The organism is Micromonospora haikouensis, from assembly GCF_000876225.1.
Classification (GTDB): domain Bacteria; phylum Actinomycetota; class Actinomycetes; order Mycobacteriales; family Micromonosporaceae; genus Micromonospora; species Micromonospora haikouensis.
In genome coordinates, this window is record NZ_JXSX01000001.1 from 1,050,091 (window position 1) to 1,067,156 (window position 17,066).

General features: G+C 72.2%; 14 protein-coding genes. 11 read left to right on the plus strand and 3 right to left on the minus strand.

Going from position 1 to position 17,066, the window contains the following annotated elements; all coding sequences use genetic code 11:
- Nucleotides 1-122 precede the first annotated feature (122 nt).
- Nucleotides 123-1,361 carry a COG1361 family protein gene (locus tag TK50_RS34095; protein ID WP_158499155.1) on the minus strand — a complete coding sequence of 413 codons (1,239 nt, stop codon included), beginning with the start codon at nucleotides 1,359-1,361 and terminating at the stop codon, nucleotides 123-125.
- 316 nt (nucleotides 1,362-1,677) lie between these two features.
- Here TK50_RS34095 and TK50_RS04790 point away from each other — a divergent pair, with 316 nt between their 5' ends.
- The 5 genes from TK50_RS04790 to TK50_RS04810 are packed head-to-tail and all read left to right on the plus strand — an operon-like array spanning nucleotide 1,678 to nucleotide 6,865.
- Complete coding sequence (locus tag TK50_RS04790; RefSeq protein WP_241773921.1) at nucleotides 1,678-3,300, plus strand: ABC transporter substrate-binding protein; 1,623 nt, start codon at nucleotides 1,678-1,680, stop codon at nucleotides 3,298-3,300.
- Nucleotides 3,297-4,301 (plus strand): ABC transporter permease, encoded by a 1,005-nt coding sequence (locus tag TK50_RS04795; RefSeq protein WP_043961647.1) that lies wholly within the window; start codon nucleotides 3,297-3,299, stop codon nucleotides 4,299-4,301. The genes TK50_RS04790 and TK50_RS04795 overlap by 4 nt, the downstream gene beginning before the upstream one ends.
- Entirely contained in the window at nucleotides 4,294-5,181 is an 888-nt protein-coding gene (locus TK50_RS04800; RefSeq protein ID WP_043961648.1) for an ABC transporter permease, read from the plus strand. Before TK50_RS04795 ends, TK50_RS04800 begins: the two co-directional genes overlap by 8 nt.
- Complete coding sequence (locus TK50_RS04805) at nucleotides 5,178-6,173, plus strand: ABC transporter ATP-binding protein (protein ID WP_043961649.1); 996 nt, start codon at nucleotides 5,178-5,180, stop codon at nucleotides 6,171-6,173. The genes TK50_RS04800 and TK50_RS04805 overlap by 4 nt, the downstream gene beginning before the upstream one ends.
- Nucleotides 6,170-6,865 (plus strand): ABC transporter ATP-binding protein, encoded by a 696-nt coding sequence (locus TK50_RS04810; protein ID WP_043961650.1) that lies wholly within the window; start codon nucleotides 6,170-6,172, stop codon nucleotides 6,863-6,865. Before TK50_RS04805 ends, TK50_RS04810 begins: the two co-directional genes overlap by 4 nt.
- A 139-nt stretch (nucleotides 6,866-7,004) precedes the next feature.
- Here the strand turns inward: TK50_RS04810 and TK50_RS04815 are convergent, their stop codons facing one another.
- Nucleotides 7,005-8,597 (minus strand): MFS transporter, encoded by a 1,593-nt coding sequence (locus TK50_RS04815; RefSeq protein WP_043961651.1) that lies wholly within the window; start codon nucleotides 8,595-8,597, stop codon nucleotides 7,005-7,007.
- A gap of 76 nt (nucleotides 8,598-8,673) precedes the next feature.
- The gene (locus tag TK50_RS04820; protein ID WP_043961652.1) at nucleotides 8,674-9,321 is read right to left on the minus strand and encodes a class I SAM-dependent methyltransferase; all 648 of its coding nucleotides are present in this window, start codon (nucleotides 9,319-9,321) and stop codon (nucleotides 8,674-8,676) included.
- A gap of 189 nt (nucleotides 9,322-9,510) precedes the next feature.
- Between TK50_RS04820 and TK50_RS04825 the strand changes: the two genes are divergently transcribed.
- The 6 genes from TK50_RS04825 (at nucleotide 9,511) to TK50_RS04850 (ending at nucleotide 17,051) form a co-directional block, all read left to right on the plus strand.
- Entirely contained in the window at nucleotides 9,511-10,107 is a 597-nt protein-coding gene (locus tag TK50_RS04825; protein WP_043961654.1) for a helix-turn-helix domain-containing protein, read from the plus strand.
- 237 nt (nucleotides 10,108-10,344) lie between these two features.
- The gene (locus TK50_RS04830) at nucleotides 10,345-11,247 is read left to right on the plus strand and encodes a hypothetical protein (RefSeq protein WP_144420159.1); all 903 of its coding nucleotides are present in this window, start codon (nucleotides 10,345-10,347) and stop codon (nucleotides 11,245-11,247) included.
- Nucleotides 11,248-11,250: 3 nt separating this feature from the next.
- Complete coding sequence (locus TK50_RS04835; protein ID WP_052503609.1) at nucleotides 11,251-13,113, plus strand: ABC transporter ATP-binding protein; 1,863 nt, start codon at nucleotides 11,251-11,253, stop codon at nucleotides 13,111-13,113.
- A complete protein-coding gene (locus tag TK50_RS04840) occupies nucleotides 13,110-14,918 on the plus strand; it encodes an ABC transporter ATP-binding protein (RefSeq protein ID WP_052503610.1) in 1,809 nt (602 codons plus the stop codon). Before TK50_RS04835 ends, TK50_RS04840 begins: the two co-directional genes overlap by 4 nt.
- Nucleotides 14,919-15,236: 318 nt before the next feature.
- On the plus strand, nucleotides 15,237-16,052 hold the full coding sequence (locus TK50_RS31985; RefSeq protein ID WP_144420160.1) for a response regulator transcription factor: 816 nt from the start codon (nucleotides 15,237-15,239) through the stop codon (nucleotides 16,050-16,052).
- 195 nt (nucleotides 16,053-16,247) lie between these two features.
- Nucleotides 16,248-17,051 (plus strand): phytanoyl-CoA dioxygenase family protein, encoded by an 804-nt coding sequence (locus TK50_RS04850; protein ID WP_043961656.1) that lies wholly within the window; start codon nucleotides 16,248-16,250, stop codon nucleotides 17,049-17,051.
- The last annotated feature ends 15 nt before the right edge of the window (nucleotides 17,052-17,066 follow it).

The window sequence follows — 17,066 nt, forward strand, 5'->3', positions numbered from 1 at the left end:
CGCAGCCCGACCCGGCCACACCGCCCGACCCGGCCACACCGCCTGACGCGGTGGCGATCGCCGACCGGCCCCGCTCGTCCCCCGAGCGGGGCCAGTCCGGCCGCACCGGCCGGCGGGGCGGATCAGCCTGCCGACCTCTCGTCCCCGGGGCTCACCAGGATCATCCGGCGACGCCGGGCAGCGAGGAACAACGCGGCTCCGACCGCCAGCGCCGCGACGCCGATCCCGCCGATCAGACCGGCCTGCGGCCCGGTGACCGGCAACCCGCCGTCACCGCCGCCGCCACCATTCTCGCCACCATCGTCGCCGCCGCTCTTCGCGGCCAGCACCACGGCGAACCCGTCCTCGTTGTCGCTGTCGTCCGTGTCGGCCACCCGTACGGCGACGGCGTTCGCGGGCAGCGCGGTGCGCGCAGGCTTGGAGCGGTCGTCCGTCGACCGCTCGGCGAGGCCCTCCACCTGCACGGTTCCGCCCCGCAACGTCGCCGGGGCGGTGGCGGAGGCCGCGGTCTTCACCAGGTTGAACAGCTCGACCGCCGAGTAGGTCGTGTCGTTCGGATCGGTGTCCTCGACGGCCGGGACGAGGGTGAGGCTCTCGTAGGTGCAGACCGCCGACCGCCCGGCGTCGGCGAGCACACACTCGGTCGGCTGGCTGGTGAAGGTCGCCCCCTCCGGCAGGCGCAGCGTGACCCGCACTCCGCTGACGGCCTTCCGGCCCTGGTTGGCGACGGTGTGCCGGACCGCACCCGTCTCGCCCGGGTGCAGCGTCCCGGCGGGCTCGGGCGTGTCGTCGGCCCCGACCCGCACCGACTGCTTCACGTCCGGGGCGACCACCGAGAGGTCGGCACTGGACTGGTCGACCAGCTCCAGCGGGAACCATCCGGTGTTGTCGGCCGGGTTCGCGTCCTTCTCCGGCCCGATGGTGACCGAAGCCTCGAACTTGCCCTCGTAGGGCCCCGCAGCCCCGTAGACGGTCGCGTCGACGGGAACGTCGACTGTCTCACCCGGCCCCGGGATCAGCTCCGGCAACAGTCGGCAGTAGAACCCGCCGAAATCGCCGTCGCACTCGCCCACACCACCCTCTGAGTGCCAGATCAGGGCGACCGGCAGGGGGCCGGGGCCCTCCTGCGGCTGGCGGACCCTGACGACGACGTCGGTCGGGGTCTCGTCCCCCAGGTTGCTGACCTTCAGATGGACGACCTTCCTCTCGACCCCCAGCGGGACTCTTGTCCCGGATGCGGCGACCGCGAGGTCCGGGCCCCTCTTCGCCGCCTCGGCGGGGCCGGCGGGGACAGCCACCCCGGCGACGAGGAGCAGCGCGGCGGCGACAGTTCGCGATAGCCGCCGACGACCAAAGCTCATGGCAGAACCCTTCAGGACGAGCGGACAGGGTGGTTGAGAACACTATCGGCAATCGGCTTCCGTGAGCGCCCGTCGCGCCAGCGAAACCGGGGAGGCGCTGGAGTCGCGTGGCGGAGGATCGCGCCCGTGCGAGGCCGGGGGTGACACCGGCGAGGAGCGGTGTCACCGGCACCCCGATGGGGGCTTATTGCCAATCGTTGGCAACTGCGCGATAGTGGCATCAGTGGGCGGGTGCTCCGGCGGCGCGATGATCCGAACCAGTGCCGGGGTGCCCGCCCAGCGCATGCGACGACGAACGTTCGAGGAGCCGCCGCCCGTGGCCGCACGATGCCTGGAGTACGTCATGGTCAAGCCCCTGCCCGCGCGCGTGACGGCGGCGGCCGTCGCCGCCCTGCTCGCCGTCGCCGGCTGCTCGTCGCCGACGGCGTCGTCCGGCGGGGCGGGCGACGCCGGCACGCTGGTGGTGGCCACCGCGGGTGAACCGGACACCCTCAACCCGGTGCTGAACTACGGCGTCGACGGCGCGTCACTGATCTTCGACGGGCTGGTCGCCCGGGACGCCGGCAACCGGCTGGTGCCCGCCCTGGCCCGCGACCTGCCGACCGTGTCGGCGGACGGCAGGACCGTGACGGCCAGGCTGCGCGAGGGCGTGCTGTTCCACGACGGCACCCCGCTCACCGCCCAGGACGTCGTCTTCACCTACCGGGCGGTGCTCGACCCGAAGGTCGACTCCACGCTGCGCTCCGACCTGGACATGCTCGCCTCCGTGACCGCGCCCGACCCGGCCACCGTGGTCTTCACCCTGAAACACCCGTACGCGCCGTTCCTGCAGCGGCTGGCGCTGGGGATCGTCCCGGCGAAGGCGTTCGCCGGGCAGGACGTCAACAAGGCCGAGTTCAACCGCAGGCCGGTCGGCACCGGCCCGTACCGGGTGACGGCGTGGACGCCGGGGGACCGGCTCGTGCTCGCGGCCTACGACAAGCACTGGGGCGGCCGGCCGAAGAACCCGGGTGTCGTGGTCGCGTTCGTCGCCGACGACAACGTGCGCGCCCAGCGGATGCGGGCCGGGGAGTTCGACGCGGCCGAGCTGGCACCCAAGCTGGCCACCGGCTTCGACGGGCAGGGCGGCTACCGGGTGCAGCGGGTCCCGACCGCCGACTACCGGGGCGTCATGCTGCCCATGGGCAACCCGGTCACCGGCGACCTGGCGATCCGGCGGGCCCTGAACACGGCGGTGGACCGGCAGGCCATGGTGACCGGCGTCCTCGGCGGGGCGGGTGAGCCGGCGTTCGGGCCGGTGCCGCCCTCCTCGGAGTTCGCCGAGCCGTCGATCGTCGGCAGGGCTGCCGCCGACCCGGCCGCCGCGACCGCGACCCTGGACGCCGCCGGCTGGAGGCCGGGCCCGGACGGCATCCGGGCCAGGGGCGGCCGGCAGGCCGCGTTCACGCTGATGTACCCGGCCACCGACAGCCTGCGCAAGGAGCTGGCCCTCGCCGTCACCGCCGACGCGAAGAAGGTCGGCATCAGGGTCACCCCGGAAGGGCTGACCTGGGACGCGATCACCCCACGGATGAAGACCGACGCGCTGGTGATGGGCTACGGCACCCCGTACGACCCGGATTTCGTCTCCTACAAGCTGTTCGGCTCGGCCCTCGCCGGGCAGGGCTTCTTCAACCCCGGCTCCTACCGGTCCGCCGTCGCCGACGGCGCGTTGCAGCAGGGGCGCGACAGCGCCGACCCGGCCGTCCGCAAGGCCGCCTACGCCACCTTCCAGAAGCAGCTCGCCGCCGACGTGCCGTGGGTGTTCCTCACCTACCTGCAGCACACCTACGTCGTCAGGGACACCGTCGCGGGTGTGACGCCGCGGGTGGAGCCGCACGAGCACGACGTCGCCAACAGCCTCTGGTGGAACGTGTACACCTGGACGAAGCAGCCGTGACCGCGGCGACGACCGGGCGTCGGCGGCTGGCCGGGGCCGGGGCGGTGGTCCGGCGGCGGCTGCTGGTGGCCGTACCCGTGCTGGCCGCGACCAGCATGGGCATGTTCGCCCTCGGCGCGGCCTCCCCGATCGACCCCGCGCAGCAGTACGCGGGCGCGGCGGCGTTCACCGCCAGCGAGGAGAACCTCGCGCAGATCCGCGCGAACTGGGGCGTCGACGACCCGCTGCCCGTGCAGTACGCCCGCTGGATCGGCAACCTGCTGCGCGGCGACCTGGGCTGGTCGACCAGCCGGCACGAGCCGGTCACCTCCGTGCTGGCCGCCCGTGCCGGCTGGACCCTGCTGCTCGTCGGCACCGCCCTCGCTTTGGTCCTCGTGGCCAGCGTGCTGCTGGGCACCCTCGCCGCGTACCGGCGCGGAGGCTGGTTCGACCGGGCGCTGCGCGCCGCCGCGTACGCCGTGCAGTCGATGCCGGTGTTCTGGATCGGCCTCGCGGCGATCGCCGTGTTCGCCCTCGCCCTGGGCTGGTTGCCCGCCGGTGGGCTCACCGACATCACCGCGACCGGCACCGACCCCGCCGACGTGGCCCGGCACCTGATCCTGCCCGTGACGGTGCTGGCCATCTCCCAGGCCCCGTGGTTCGTGCTGTTCGTCCGCGACGCCGTCGCCGAGAGCCTGCGCGACGACCACGTCCTGGCCGCCCGCGCCCGCGGCCTGCCGGGTCGCACCGTCCTGTTCGGCCACGCGCTGCGCACCGCGCTGCTGCCGTTCCTCACCCTGGTCGGCACGCACCTGCCCGAACTGGTCGGCGGCGCGGTCCTGGTGGAGACCGTGTTCTCCCTGCCCGGCCTCGGCGCGGTCACCGTCGCGGCCGCGCTGGGCGCCGACTTCCCGCTGCTGGCGGCCACCACCCTGACCACCACCGTCGTGGTCCTGGCCGCGAGCCTCGCCACCGACCTCGCCTACGCCGCCGCCGACCCCCGGGTACGCCTCGATGACTGACCTCGCCCGGCCCCCGGCCACCACCCCGGCCCGCACCCACCCGCCGACCCGGTTCCGCACCGGTCGCCTGGGCGCGGGGGTGGCCGTCGGCGTCCTCGCCGCCGCCGTCGCCGTGTGCCTGCTCGCGCCGCTGCTGTGGCCACTCGACCAGAGCGCGGTCGACCTCGCCCGTACCCGCCTCGCGCCCTCGCCCGACCACCTGGCCGGCACCGACGACCTCGGCCGCGACGTGGCGCTGCGCAGCCTCTACGGCCTGCGGGTGTCGCTGCTGGTCGGCGCGGTCGCCGCCGGAGTCGCCACCGTCGTCGGTGGCCTCGTCGGCGCGGTCGCCGGCACCCTCGGCGGCCGGGTCGACCGGACCCTCATGCGCGTCGTCGACACCGTCGCCGCCCTGCCGCACCTGCTGCTGGGCATCTTCGTCGTCGCGATGCTGCGCCCCGGCCTCGGCGCCGTCATCGCCTCCATCGGGCTGACGCACTGGCTGTCCACCGCCCGCATCGTCCGCTCCGAGCTGCTCAGCCTGCGCACCCGCCCGTTCGTCGACGCCGCCATCTCCGGCGGGGCCTCCCGCACCCGCGTGCTCACCCGGCACCTGCTGCCGCACGTCCTGCCGCGACTGGCCCTGGCCACCACCCTGATGGTGCCGCACGCCGTCTGGCACGAGACCGCCCTGTCCTTCCTCGGCCTCGGCCTGCCCCCGCACCTCGCCTCCATCGGCAACATGATCAACGACGGGCAGCGGTCCCTGCTCACCGGAGCCTGGTGGGCCAGCATCGTCCCCGGCCTCCTCCTCGTCGCGGTCACCCTCGCCCTCGCCGTGCTCACCGGCCGCTGGCGCGACCGCCTCGACCCCCGCGTCCGAGCGGAGCTGCACCTGTGACCACCACCGTCCCCACCGACACCCGCCGCGCTCACGCCCTGCTGGGCGTCGACGGGCTCACCGTCCGCTTCCACCTCCGGGGCGCCGTCGTGCACGCCGTCACCGACCTGAGCCTCACCCTGCACCCGGGCGAACTGCTGGCCGTCGTCGGCGAATCCGGCTGCGGAAAGTCCGTCCTGGCCCACGCCCTGCTCGGTCTGCTGCCCCGCAACGCCACCGTCACCGGACGCGCCCACCTGCACCCGCCGGACGGCCATCCGGTCGACCTGGTCGAAGCCGGTGAACGACACCTCACCCGCCACGTACGCGGCCGCGCCGTCGGCCTCGTCCCGCAGAGCCCCGCCACCGCGCTCACCCCGGTCCGCAGCGGCCGGCGGCTGTTGGAGGAAACCCTGCGCGCCCACGGACACACCCGCCGCACCGCCCCCGCCGCCGCCGACCGGATCGCCGCCGACGTCGGACTCGACCCCGGCGACCTGGACCGCTACCCCCACGAGCTGTCCGGCGGCATGGCCCAGCGGCTGGCCACCGCCCTGGCCCTCGCCCCCGATCCGCCGCTGCTCCTCGCCGACGAACCGACCACCGGCCTCGACCGGCCCCTGGTCGACCACACCCTCGACCTGCTGCGCCGCCGCTGCGACACCGGAGCGGCCGTGCTGCTCATCACCCACGACCTCACCGCCGCCCGCCGCGTCGCTGACACCGTCGCCGTCATGTACGCCAGCCGCATCGTCGAACACCGTCCCACCGCCGCCCTGTTCGACGCACCCGCCCACCCGTACACCGCCGGACTGCTCGACGCCCTGCCCGACCGGGCCTTCACGCCCGTGCCCGGTCATCCGCCCATGCTCACCGACCTGCCCGACGGCTGCGCCTTCGCCCCACGCTGCCCCCGCGCCACCGACGCCTGCCACATCCCACCCCGCCTCCTGCCCGACGGTGCGGGGCAGGTCGCCTGCCACCACCGGCTCACCCCCGGAGCGCCCGCATGACCGTCACCACCGACGACACCGTGCACGGGGCCGCAGCCGGCGGGCTCGCCGCGCAGCGGGTCACCGTCGCGTACGGCCGGCAGCGCGTCCTCGACCGGGTCGACCTGCACATCGCCCCCGGCGAGACGGTCGGACTGCGCGGGCCCTCCGGCAGCGGCAAGTCCACCCTCGCCCGCGTGCTCGCCCTCCTGCACGCCCCCGACAGCGGGCACGTCACCATCGACGGGCGCCCCGTGGGCGGTGCCCGGCACCGGCTGCCTGTCGCCCTGCGGACCCGCGTCGCGATCCTGTTCCAGAGCCCCCGCTCCGCCACCGACCCCCGGCTGAGCCTCGCCGACCTCATCGCCGAACCGCTCCGCGCCACCGGCGCGTCCCGCGACCAGGCTTCCGCCCGTACCGCTGACCTGGCCGACCTGGTCGGCCTCACGCCCGACCTGCTCGCCCGCCGCCCCCACGCGGTCAGCGACGGGCAACTGCAACGCGCCTGCCTCGCCCGCGCCCTCGTGCACCGGCCCGACTACCTGCTCTGCGACGAGGCCACCGCCATGCTCGACGCCTCCACCCAGGCCCACGTCGCCGCCGTCGTCACCGACTACCAGCGCCGCAGTTCGGCGGGGGTCCTGCTCATCACCCACGACCCCGCCCTGATGAGCCGCTGGGCGACGCGGGTGGTGGAGCTCCCGCCGCCATGACGAGGGCGTCCTGCGCCACGATGGAGTCGGACGCGGCGTCCCGGCCGCGGACGCCGGCGCACCCGAACGCTTGTCGGCGTCACGGCCGGGCCCGCCGGCCGCCTGGCGGGCCCGGCGTTCGCCGGGGGTGGATCGGGCGTTACGCGGCGATGGCGTCGCTGGTCGAGTGCGACGGGGTGGCCGGCGTGGTGGGCATGGTCCGTCGCGGGCCCCGGGCCAGGACGTAGACGAAGAGGATCGTCATGACGGCGACTCCCGCCCACATGGCCTGACGCCAGCCGTCGACGAACGACTCCTGGGCGGCGCGGATGAGGGCAGGTGCCTGGGCGCCGGCGGTGTCGGCGGTGTCGATGGCGTTGGCGATGCCCTCGCGGGCGGTGTCGGCGGTGTCGGTGGGGACCGTGGCGAGGCGAGGGGTGATGGCGTCGCGGTAGCCGGCGGTCAGGACCGCCCCGAGGAGGGCGACGCCGAGAGCGGTGCCGAACTCGCGGGTGACGTCGTTGAGGGCGGACGCGACGCCTTGGCGTTCGCGGGGCAGAGCGGAGGTGATGGCCTCGGTGGAGGGGGTCTGGGTCAGGCCCATGCCGAGTCCCATGGCGAGCATGCCGGGCAGGATCGTCAGGTAGCCGCCGTCGACGGAGACGAGGGCGGCCATCAGCGCCAGGCCGGTGCCGCCGAGCAGGATCCCGGCCGCCATCGTCGCGCGGGCTCCGGCCCGGGCGGCCACGCGCGGGGCGAGTCCGGAGGCGAGCATCATCATCGCTGCCATGGGCATGAGCGCGAGGGTGGAGCGCAGTCCGGACCAGCCGAGAACGGCCTGGAAGTAGGGGAACAGCACGACGAAGATCCCGGCCTGGACGCCGAAGAGGGCCAGCAGTGCCAGTGAGCCGCTGGCGAGGCGCCGGTCGCGGAACAGGCGCACGTCGAGCAGGGGTGCCACCCGGCGTAGTTCCCAGGCCACGAACCCGAGGGCGGCGACCACGCCGACGAGCAGGCTGGCCAGGGTGACGGGTGCGGTCCAACCGTGGACCGGGCCCTCGTGCAGGACGTAGATGAGCGCGACCACGGCGATCACCGAGGTCAGTGACCCGACCAGGTCGAAACCGTGCTGCGACCTCTCGCGGGAGTTCGGGACAGCTCGCAGGGCCGCGACGGTGGCTGCGGCGACGAGCACGACCGGCAGCAGGAACAGCCACCGCCAGTTCGCCCAGTCGACGAGGACCGCGGACAGGTACATGCCGAGGATGCCGCCGCCGCCGGCGACGCCGGTCCAGACGCCGATCGCCTTGGAGCGTTCCCCGTCGGGGAACGTCGAGGTGATCACGGCCAGGGTGACCGGCATGATCATGGCGGCCCCGACGCCGGCGAGCAGCCGGGCGGCGATCATCATCTCGGAGGACGTGGCCAGCCCCGCCGCCGCGCTGGCGACGCCGAACAGGGCCAGCCCGGCGAGCAGGATCGGTTTGCGGCCCACCCGGTCGCCGAGGGCGCCGAGTGGGAGCAGCAGCGCGGCCAGGCTGAGGGTGTAGATGTTGATCATCCAGAGGACGGTGCTCTGGGAGGCGTCGAACGCGACAGCGATCTGCGGCTGAGCGACGTTGAGCCCGGAGACCGAGGCGATGACCGCCATCAGGGCGATACACACCGCGATCAGGATGGCGCGGCGCTGGCGCGGGTCGCGGATCGTCGCGTCGGGGACGCTCACGCTCGGGGATCTGTCGGGGGCGGGCATGCGCGGGTTCCTTCCAAGGGGCGCGATGGGGTACGCCGGGAGGGACCTCGGTCCCCGGCGTCGGGAGAGGGTGGGGTCAGCGGCGGCGGGTGGCGCGTACGACGACGTCGTGCAGCGTGACCGGTTGGCCGCCGGGCCCGGGGATCGGGCGCTGGTGCTCCTCGGCGGTGACGACCTCCCAGTCGGCTTCGTCGAGGCCGGTCGTGATGTCGGTGAGGGTGACCGTCGCCTCGGCGGGATGACCGTGGCCGTGACCGTGGTCGTGGCCGTTGCCTTGCGAGGTGTGCAGGTGCCCGACGATCAGCAGGGTGCCGCCGGGTGCCACCCAGTCGCAGATGCGCTGGTAGAACGCCAGTTGCGGCATCGCGGGATGCGCATAGTGGGTGGTGACCAGGTCGAAGCGCCGGCCCGGTTCCCAGCCGGTCAGGTCCGCCTCGACCCACCGGATGGGCCCCGTCGGCCCGCTGGCGGCGGCGCGGACGGCAGCGTGGGCGAGGGCGTCGGCGGAGATGTCGGCGGCGGTGACCTGCCAGCCACGGGAGGCGAGCCAGATCGCCTCGGCACCGGCGCCGCATCCGGCGTCCAGGGCGGTGCCCGGTGCCAGGCCGGCGGTCTCTCGGGCGAGGTACGGGTTGGGTGGGTTGCCGGCCATGGAGCCGGGCCGACCGGCGTGGGTCTGCTGCCAGTGCTGTTGCCAGTAGGCCTTGTCGAAGCTGTGCGTCATCGGACGGCCTGCGCGTTCGTCAGCCGGGCGACGGCCCGGTCGGTGTCCTCGCCGACGATCTCGTCCCGCACCAGCTCTGTCTGATCTAGCATGTGACCTGCCCTTTCGCGGTCTACTCCGGTCGTGACCCGATCCTGGGCGCCCCGGCGAAGATGCGCAAAGTTTCTTGCCGAATGGCAAAGTGGGTGCATGGACGAGAACCTGGACCGCACCCTCGACGCGGTCGGCCCGCGGCTGAAGCAGCTGCGGCAGCGCCGCAACATCACCCTCACCGATCTGGCCGAGGAGACCGGCATCTCGGCCAGCACCCTCTCGCGCCTCGAAGCCGGCCTACGGCGCCCCACGCTCGAGCAGATGCTCCCGCTCGCCCGCGCCCACAACGTCACCATCGACGAACTCGTCGACGCCCCGCTGACCGGCGATCCCCGCATCAACCTGCGTCCGATCGCCACCGGCGACGGCTCCACCATCCTGCCGCTGACCCGCCGGCCCGGCGGCATCCAGGCCTACAAGTTCGTCCTGCCCGCAGGCGACGACAACCGCGTACCCGAGCTGCGCACCCATGAGGGCTACGACTGGGTCTACGTCCTCAACGGCACCCTGCGCCTGGTCCTCGGCGACGACGACCTCACCCTGCAACCCGGGGAAGCCGCCGAGTTCGACACCCGCACCCCCCACTGGTTCGGCGCCACCAGCGCCGGGCCCGTCGAGTTCCTCAGCCTCGTCGGCAGGCAGGGAGAACGCGCACACGTACGCGTCACGCCGAAACCGGGGACGCCGCACTGAGCGGCGGGAACCGCTGACCGACCTCCGACCCGTCGACGCCGGCTGATCATGTCGGTCGGGGCTCCGCCGGCTGAGCCCGGGTTGGCAGGATGTGGCCGACGAGCCGGCGGCCGGCCGTCCTCGCGTTACCGTCGTCGGACGACGAGACCGTTTGCGACATCGTGTCGAGGAGGTCTGATGGGCGCGACGCCGGTAGCGGGTGGCCCGGCAGATCCGTCTCCGGCGAAGGTGACGCTGATGCCGCATTCCTCGCCTGACGAACTGCACCGTCGGATGCTCCAGGCACCTCCGGCCGAACTCGACGGTGCCGCTCCGGTGCAGGTCCACTCCCTGGTCTCCCACAAGCACGTTCCGTTGTACCTGTTCGCCATCAAGTCACTCGCCGGCTACTGGCGCCAGGTGGGGGCGGTCGTGCACGACGACGGCTCGTTGACCGACGCCGACCGGGCGCTGCTGGAGGAACAGGTCCTGGGCGTCCGCGTCATCCGGCGGCCCGACGCCGACGACATGGTCCAGGCCATGCTCGGGGACCATCCACTCCTCGCGGAGGTCCGGCGGAGGAACGTCCGCATCCTGCAACTCGTCGACTACTTCCTGCTCGGCGACGCCGACCTGGTCATCGGCATGGACAGCGACATCCTCTTCTTCGGCGAACCGCTGGAGGTGGTGCGGTGGGCCGCCGCCACCGAGCGGCAGCCGGCCTTCATGTACTCGCAGGAGCGGTTCGCGTCGGGGCGACTGCCGGGCGGTGTGCGGTGGATTCCCGAGGCGTTACCCGACGTGCCGTACGTGCCGCACATGTGCTGCGGTTTCGTCTGCGCGCACCGTCGCCGCTTCCTCGACCTCGACTACCTGGAGGTCATGATGGATCGGACGCCCCGGGAGATCCTCTTCCGCCCCCGCCATGTCACCCAGATGTTCTACTCGGTGCTGGGCGGGCGGCTCGGTGACGCGGCCCAGCCGCTCGGTGAGCCCTATCGCTCGGGGCCGTGGAGCAGGCTGCCGCCTGCGGAGAACCGCGTCCTGTGCCACTACTTCGCATCCATCGAGTCGGCGGAGGCCGAGGACAACATCCGCCGGCTCCCCGAGCTGTTCCGGCGTGCGCTCCAGCAGCTCGAAGGCGCGGAACAGCGTGGTTGACCCATGAGCGGCGCGGCCCTGCGCACGCCGCCGTTGTGGGAGAACGTGAACCCGTCCGGTGTGCGGGCGGTGTACGTCGAACGGCGCAGGCTGCTCGGGTTGCTACGCCACGCGGACCGACGGTGGCTGGCTGCCCTGGTCGCGTCCCTCGTCGTCGTCGTGGCGGTCGGCCCGATCACCGTCGCGGCCACCCGCGGACTCGTCGACGCCATGCTCTCGAGGTCGGGAGAGTTCGTCCGGCTGGCCGTCGCCGTCGCCCTCCTGATGTTCGTCCGGCAGTTCGCGGAGATCGCCGGATCGACCCTGCGGGCCTCGATCGCCAGGCAGGTCGACGGTGCCGTGCGCGCCGAGCTTCGACGTATCGCCTCCCGGCCGCCCGGTATGGCCCACCTGGAGGATCCCGCCTTCCAGGACGTGGCGCTGCGCGCCGCGGACCAGGGCGTGGCGTGGCGCGACAGGTCCGCCGGTCTGGCGGCCGTGGGCCAGTTGTCGCTGACCGGCCGGATCCTCTCCGCGGCGGCCATGGCCGTGGCGCTCGGCGCCTACTTCCCGGTCCTGGCGGCAGTGCTGTTCCTGCTCTCCGTCACCTCGCGGTGGATCGCCGTCCGGCAGTGGATGCACCTCGAGTCGGTCAAGGACGCGGCGATGCCGGAGCGGCGCAAGGTCGACTACTGGGCGGAGTTGGCGGCCGGGCCCGAGGCCGCGAAGGAGGTCCGCCTGTTCGGTCTCGCCGGGTGGGTGGTCGAACGCCGGGCCGCTGCCCACCTCGCCTGGCTGGCCGACTACTGGAAGTTGCGGCGGAGGGTTCTCCGTAGCCAGAAGACGGCGGCCGTGCTGGCCGTGGTCTGTGCCGGTCTGGCACTCGGGGTCCCCGGCCGTGCGGCCTTCGACGGTCGGATCAGCGTGGGGGCGTTGGCGTCGTGTCTGGTCGCTGCCTGGGGCATCTTCGCCGTCGCCGCCCTCGGTGCCGAGGCACACGACATCGAGTACGGCAAGGATCCGATGCGGGCGCTGGCCGTCCTTGAGCGCGTGCAGGTCGAACCGCGGCGGAAGCTGCAGCCGCCGCCCGCGACGATCCCGACCATCAGGTTCGAGGAGGTGTTCTTCTCGTATCCCGGTCAGCCCCGCCCTGTCATGAACGGACTCGACCTGACCATCCGGGCGGGGGAGCGGCTGGCCCTGGTGGGGGTGAACGGGGTGGGGAAGACGACCCTGATCAAGCTCCTCGCGGGCCTGTACGAGCCGACGGGGGGACGGATCACGGTGGACGGGGTCGACCTGCGCGACCTCGACCCCGAGGCGTGGCGGCGCAGGGTCACCGCGCTGTTCCAGGACTTCGTCCACTATCCGCTGACCCTCCGCGACAACATCACCCTGGCCGCCCCGGAGGTGGAGACCGACGACGCCGAGCTCGACGAGTTGATCCGGCGTGCCGGGGCGGGGGCTCTGCTGGCGGGCCGGCCCCGCGGCCTGGACACGTCGCTGTGGCGTACGGGGACCGCCGGCACCGACCTCTCGGGCGGGCAGTGGCAGAAGCTCGCGATGGTACGAACGCTCCACGCGGTCGACAAGGGGCGGCAGGTGGTGCTGCTCGACGAGCCGACGGCGCACCTCGACGTCAGGGCGGAGGCGGAGTTCCACCAGCGGATCCTGGGGTCGATACCGGCCGCCTCGGTGGTGGTGATCTCACACCGGTTCTCCACCGTCCGGGCGGCCGACCGGATCGTGCTCCTCGACGGTGGGCGGATCACCGAAGAAGGTGATCACGACTCCCTGATGGCCGACGGCGGGACGTACGCCAGGCTCTTCACGCTCCAGGCGTCGAGGTTCACGGCCCGGCACCCGCATCGGGAGTCCCCGGGGTGACCGTGCCGGCGAGCCTGCGGATGGCGCTCCACACCCTGCGGCTCAGCTACCGCGCGGATCCCCGGGTGACCTGCTTCGTCGGGGTCCTCGTCCTTCTCCAGGCCGGCCTCGTCGCCGCCACTGCGAGCGCCCAACGGTGGCTGGTCGATGCGGCGGGCACCCGCATGCTCGCCGGGCTCGTCGAGGCCGTCGTGGTCGGCATCCTCGCCTACGTCATGCAGGTCGTGGGCCAGCGGCTGGCCCTCAACTTTCGCAACGACCTCGTCAACCGCGTCCAGATGGCCATGGAGCAGGAGATCACGGAGACAGCGGCCCGGATCCCGACGATCGAGCACCTGGAGCGCGCCGAGTTCCTCAACCAGATCACGATGCTGCGGCGTGGAACGGTTGCCCTGACCACCACCGGCTGGGCGGCGGCCTACGCCGTGTCCGCCGGAGTCGGACTGTGCCTGAGCGTCTGGCTGTTGGCGGATCTCCACCCGCTGCTCACCATTCTGGCGCCGTGCGCCCTGCCGATCCTCGTCCTGACCAACCGGGCCCGGAAGATCCAGCAGCAGGCGTTCGACGCGACTGCGGAGCCGCTGCGGCAGGAGGCCGCGCTGCATGAGCTGTGCCTGCGACCCGGCCCTGCGAAGGAAGTGCGGATCAGCGGGAACGCCGAGAGGCTGAACCGGCTCGCGCAGCAGTTGTGGACGAGGGCCGCCCGCGAAGAGGGGGCGGCGCGGCTCCGGGGCCTGGGCATCGAGGCAGCCGGCTGGGCGCTCTACTACGGAGCCCTGGCCGTCACCCTCGTCCTCGTCGGGCACCTGATGGCGTCCGGGCGGACCACCGCGGGTGGTGCCGTCCTGCTCATCTCGCTCGCCGGTCAACTGCGCACCCAGCAGCAGGCGGTGGTCGATGCGATCACCCAGGTCGCTGCCGGTGGGCGGATCGCCGAACATCATCTCTGGCTCACGAGATACGCGTCGGCGTCCCGTGCCGGGGTGCTGCCGCCGCCAACGCGGTTGACCCGGGGAATCGTCCTGGATCGGGTCTCCTTCACCTATCCCGGCACCGAGGAGCGCGTGTTGGACGGGGTGGACCTCGTCGTTCCCGCAGGCTGCTCGATCGCTGTCGTGGGGGAGAACGGGGCGGGCAAGAGCACCCTCATCAAGCTCCTCATGGGGGTGCTTCGTCCGACCGGAGGCACCATCACCGTCGACGGGGTCGACCTCACGCGACTGGACGCGTCCGGATGGGCGGCGGCGAGCACCGGTACGCTCCAGGACTTCCTGAAGCTCCAGGTCCCGGTGCGGGAATCGGTCGGCGCGGGCGACCTGCGGAAGATCGGGGACGTCGTCGCCGTCGACGGTGCCCTGCGGCGTGCCGCCGCCGCGCAGTTCGTCCACGAACTTCCCGAGGGCATCGAGACCCTCCTCGGCAGGATCTTCGGCGGGATCGAGCTGTCGCACGGGCAGTGGCAGCGACTCGCCGTCGCGCGAGGGCTGATGCGCACGAGCCCGTTGCTCCTCGTTTTGGACGAGCCGACCGCGGCCCTCGATGCGCAGTCCGAGCACGACCTGTTCGAACTCTTCACCAGGCAGGCTCGCGAGTACGGCGGTGACGGGGCGATCACGGTGCTGGTGTCCCACCGCTTCTCGACGGTCCACCTGGCCGACCGCATCGTCGTCGTCTCCGGCGGCAGGATCATCGAGCAGGGCACGCATCCGGAGCTGTTGGCGGCCGGGGGCGAGTACGCGAGCCTCTACCGCCTCCAGGCGGAGGCATATGGGCACCGGGCCCGCCCTCGTCGCCGCCCCGCATAGCACCGTCGTCGCCGGAGACGCCCGGTGCGGGCCGCAGACGTCTTCCGAACTCACCACCCGTGACGTCGGGCATCCAGCCAGCGTGGAATGACCTTCCGACAAGGACTGTGGACATCACGCGTCGACGTATGGAAAGATCGGTGTTCGTCACTGCGTCTAAGGTATATCCGCTATGCGGGTGGCCGGGAAGAACGCTTGCCGCTGGCTGACTGTCGGTGCTGGGCGATAAAGCCGATCCGCGGCTCGGCGCGTTGGGCGCCGTTGCCGAGGTCGCAGTGGGATCCATGATGAGTCGCGGCATGGATGAAAAGAGGAGAAGTGCGCGCTGACGGCAATCTGATCAACGATTCCGCACTTCCGAGAGGTCGCCGTCGCGACGATGGCGGGTCTGCCGACTTTCTTCCTGCGCCGCCTGGAGGGCGGTCCGTTCTCGGCGACGTCATTGGTCCGCTGGAAATGAGGATGGTCGGTCCCGAGGTCGTCTACCGGGCCATTGCCGGCAGCAGGCACGAGCTTCTGCTGGCGTTGCCCGTCGAGTGGAAGCGAACGGGGCCGGCGCTGGATGTTATCGCCGGGTGCCGGCTGGCGCGGGCGGGAATTCGGGTCAAGGCATACGTCAGTGCCGAGTGCCGGGTCGGTGAGACGACCATCGACGGGGCGGTCCGGCGGCTCATCCGTTCCGGCGCATCCGTCTTCACGACTTCGGAATCGTTGCCGCGACTCAGTGTGGTGGATGGAAGACTGCTGATGTCCGCCCTGAACCAGCGCGGGTATGACAGTGGCGGCCTCGCCGGCCGGGAACTTCCCTTCCTGGGGCTCATGCTTCGGTCGATGCACGCGCATGCCTTGGCCCTGCCCGCCGAGTTCCCGGGCGACGAGTCCACCGAGTCGCTGAGCCGGGAGGTGCTGCACCAGCTCGTCAGCGGTTTCAAGGACGAGGCCGCCGCACGCAGGGTCGGCATGTCCCTGCGCACCTATCGCCGGAGCCTGGCGCGGTGGATGACCCGTCTCGGCGCGCAGAGCCGCTTCCAGGCGGGATACGAGGCGGCTGTTCAGGGCCTCCTCTTCAGCCGGACGCGTCGAGACGGTGGACCGAACGAGGGCGCGGCGGTGCCCGGGGAATTCGCCGGTTAGCCCTTTGCGTCCACGCCGAGCTGGGCGGGCGGGCTGGCATGAACCTGCCAGTGTCGCCGTCCGGACTTTGCCCCCTCCTACGCTCGGAGTTGGTCCGGGGTCGCCGGACCACACCCAGAGTTCCACGAGGCCCTTGTCCAGCGGCGCGGCGAATTGCCGGGTGACCGTACCGAGGTCGTGACCTCAGGAGGCCCTATGCTCATCCCTCCGTCGCAGACGCAGCCGATGTCCACTCGCGAGCTGTACCTGTTCGACACCATGGGGCTGTTGCGGATACCCGGGTTCCTCTCCCCTGACGCCGTCGAGGTGTGCCGGGCCGAAGTGCGGCGTCTGTCGTCGACGGCGGCACTCGGCGACGGTGAGAAGGAGAAGGTCGAAGACCTGGTGGGGAACAGCGCCCACTTCGCCGAGTTGGCGGCCAGTGAGGCGGTGCGGGCGCTGGTGGAACCGCTCGTCAACCAGCCGTACCGGCTCATCGAGAGCTATGCGCTGCGGCGCACCCGGCAGAGCGTCTTCTATCTCCACAACGGCAGCGGCGAGGTGCTGCATTACGCGGGGGACCGGGTTGCCCGACGGAACATGAGCTATATGCACACGTTCCATGACGGGAAGCTCTACTGCATGTTCGTCAAGGTTCTGATCTATCTGAGCGACGTCCTGAGTGACGACGATGGACCCTTCTGCTACCTGCAGGGATCGCACAAGGCCAACTTCGCCTGGTTTCCGGACGGTGACTCGGGTTCGCCGAATGCGTGGGTCTCGGAGACAGGCAACCCAAGGGCGGCCCTCACGAGGGAGAACTTCCCGTCGCTGGAATTCGTCCGGGCGAGGGCCGGGGACGCTCTGGTGATCAACGAGGCGCTGTTGCACGGCTCGCTCCAGAAGGCGTCCGGGGGCGAACGGATCCTGACCGCACTGGGCTTCGCCCCGTCGTTCGTGACGGACTGGAAGCGCCTCGATCCCCGGTCGGACGACATCCAGCGGCTGGGTCACTACTAGCTTCGCCCCCTCAAG

What these genes read in the sequence shown, in the direction of transcription:
- TK50_RS04815 (WP_043961651.1), bottom strand. Translation starts at nt 8,597, where the DNA reads ATGCCCGCCCCCGACAGATCCCCGAGCGTGAGCGTCCCCGACGCGACG.
- TK50_RS04820 (WP_043961652.1), bottom strand. Translation starts at nt 9,321, where the DNA reads ATGACGCACAGCTTCGACAAGGCCTACTGGCAACAGCACTGGCAGCAG.
- TK50_RS04825 (WP_043961654.1), top strand. Translation starts at nt 9,511, where the DNA reads ATGGACGAGAACCTGGACCGCACCCTCGACGCGGTCGGCCCGCGGCTG.
- TK50_RS34095 (WP_158499155.1), bottom strand. Translation starts at nt 1,361, where the DNA reads ATGAGCTTTGGTCGTCGGCGGCTATCGCGAACTGTCGCCGCCGCGCTG.
- TK50_RS04850 (WP_043961656.1), top strand. Translation starts at nt 16,248, where the DNA reads ATGCTCATCCCTCCGTCGCAGACGCAGCCGATGTCCACTCGCGAGCTG.
- TK50_RS04810 (WP_043961650.1), top strand. Translation starts at nt 6,170, where the DNA reads ATGACCGTCACCACCGACGACACCGTGCACGGGGCCGCAGCCGGCGGG.
- TK50_RS04800 (WP_043961648.1), top strand. Translation starts at nt 4,294, where the DNA reads ATGACTGACCTCGCCCGGCCCCCGGCCACCACCCCGGCCCGCACCCAC.
- TK50_RS04830 (WP_144420159.1), top strand. Translation starts at nt 10,345, where the DNA reads ATGCCGCATTCCTCGCCTGACGAACTGCACCGTCGGATGCTCCAGGCA.
- TK50_RS04835 (WP_052503609.1), top strand. Translation starts at nt 11,251, where the DNA reads ATGAGCGGCGCGGCCCTGCGCACGCCGCCGTTGTGGGAGAACGTGAAC.